Origin of the sequence: Streptococcus sp. HMSC073F11 (assembly GCF_001810785.1) — a bacterium.
GTDB lineage: Bacteria > Bacillota > Bacilli > Lactobacillales > Streptococcaceae > Streptococcus.
In genome coordinates, this window is the sequence record NZ_KV802690.1 from 763,330 (window position 1) to 765,792 (window position 2,463).

The 2,463-nt window shown below is 41.5% G+C and carries 1 protein-coding gene; it reads right to left on the reverse strand.

The genetic code is table 11. The features are described 5' to 3' along the window. Positions 1 to 119: 119 nt before the first annotated feature. On the reverse strand, positions 120 to 2,207 hold the full coding sequence (gene topA / locus HMPREF2764_RS05355; RefSeq protein WP_020902794.1) for a type I DNA topoisomerase: 2,088 nt from the start codon (positions 2,205 to 2,207) through the stop codon (positions 120 to 122). Positions 2,208 to 2,463 lie beyond the last annotated feature (256 nt).

Below are 2,463 nucleotides of genomic sequence, written 5' to 3' on the forward strand. Positions count from 1 at the left end.
AGTTTGCTCTTTGATTTTCATTGAGTATAAAATAATCTTCTTCTAGTTTCGCATACAATGGTGAATTTTGTCAAGTTCCAACCAAAAAGAGCCTGAAATTCACTTTCAGGACTCTCCTCTTATTTAATCTTTTCTTCTTCGTAGTCACCATTACTACATACAACCTGCTTGCCACCACCACGGACTTTTTTCTCCATGAGGAAATTGCCACATTTTGGACAGTCACGACCAACAGGCTTATCCCAAGAGGTAAATTCACATTCTGGATAGCGATTGCAACCATAGAAGAGACGGTTACGCTTGGTTTTACGCTCAATGATTTGTCCCTGATGACAACTTGGACACTCAACACCGATTTCTTTCACGATTGCTTGGGTATGACGGCAATCTGGGAAATTGCTACAAGCATAGAACTTACCAAAACGACCAAGTTTAATGACCATTGGACTGCCACACACTTCACAATCAAATCCAGCTGGTTCATCCTTAATCTGGATTTTCTCCATTTCTTCTTCAGCCTTGGCCACTTCTTTGGAGAATGGTTTGTAAAAGGCATCAATGACACGTTGCCACTGCTCTTTTCCGACTTCGACATCATCCAGTTTGCCTTCCATTTCAGCTGTAAAGGTCACGTTTACGATATCTGGGAAATATTCAACGATGAGCTTATTAACAATTTCTCCCAACTCTGTCGGTTCAAAGCGTTTGGCTGCAAGGCGAACATAATAACGTTTCTGAATGGTTTCAATTGTTGGTGCGTAGGTTGACGGACGGCCAACCCCATTTTCCTCCAAGGTCTTGATCAGTGTCGCTTCAGAATAGCGAGCAGGCGGTTGAGTGAAATGTTGCTCTGGTTTGCTATTTACCTGCTTGACTACATCTCCAACAGCCATGTCCGGTAACATCTTATTCTTGTCAGAATCATTATAAATGGCAAGATAACCATCAAACTTAACCTGACTACCATTGGCAGCAAATTGAACTCCATTTTGCGACAATTTAACAGCCATAGTATCAAAGACAGCAGCTGTCATCTGGCTAGCCACAAAACGATTCCAGATAAGGGTATAGAGCTTGAGCTGGTCCTTGTCCAGATACTTAGCAATACTTTCAGGTGTATTAAAAACGCTAGACGGGCGAATAGCCTCATGGGCATCCTGAGCACCTGAAGCATTTTTAACCTTGCTACCATGCTTAGAATACTTGCTACCAAAACGATCCGTAATGAAACTTGCAGCTTCATTTTGGGCTACAGGACTGATACGGGTCGAATCAGTACGCATATAAGTAATCAAACCTTGGACACCAGAACCAATATTAATCCCTTCATAGAGCTGTTGGGCAACCATCATGGTCTTTCGAGTACGGAAATTGATTTTATTGGCAGCATCCATCTGCATAGATGAAGTAGTATAAGGTAATGGAGCATTGCGTTTGCGCTCTTTCTTATCCACCTGATCCACTGAAAAGTCTTTACTAGTCAGACGAGACAAGACTTCCTTGACCTCATCATTGCTAGTCAGTTTCAGCTTTTTGCCATCTACTCCATAGAAGGATGCCTGAAATTGCTTGGTTCCCTTTTTAAAGACACCATCAATTGTCCAGTATTCTTCAGGCTGAAAGACATTAATTTCATTCTCACGGTCAATGATTAACTTAAGCGCAATAGATTGAACGCGCCCTGCTGATAAGCCCTTCTTGACCTTCTTCCACAAAATAGGCGAAATCGAATAGCCTACCAAACGGTCTAGGACACGACGAGCCTGTTGGGCATCGACCAAGTCCATATCAATCTTACGAGGTTCTTTAAAAGCATTTTTGACCGCATCCTTGGTGATTTCATTGAAGACCACACGGTTGGCATCATTTTCATCTAAGTTGAGAATATGGGCCAAATGCCAAGAAATCGCTTCTCCTTCACGGTCCGGGTCACTCGCCAGGAAGACTTTATTAGCTTTTTTGGCTTCTTTTTTTAAGTCATTGATGAGAGGGCCCTTTCCTCGAATATTGATATATTGCGGTTCATAATTATTTTCAATATCGACAGACATACTGGATTTCTTCAAATCACGGATATGCCCGACACTGGCTAAAACCTTGTAGTTTCTGCCTAGATATTTTTCAATCGTCTTGGCCTTAGCAGGCGACTCCACGATTACTAGATTTTTTTTAACTGTTGATTTTTTCTTTTTTGTTGCCGTAGCCACAGTATCACACCTTTTCAAAGTAATAAACTTTATAAAGTGTAAACCATTTTGCCATAACTGTCAAGACTTAGCTACTATATATAGAAGAAAAGTTTGTCTAGTAAGCGGACTTTCTTCTTATACTCAATGAAAATCAAAGAGCAAACTAGGAAACTTGCCGCAGGCTGCTCAAAGCACTGCTTTGAGGTTGCAGATGAGACTGACGAAGTCAGTAACCATACCTACGGCAAGGTGAAGCTGACGTGGTTTGAAGAGA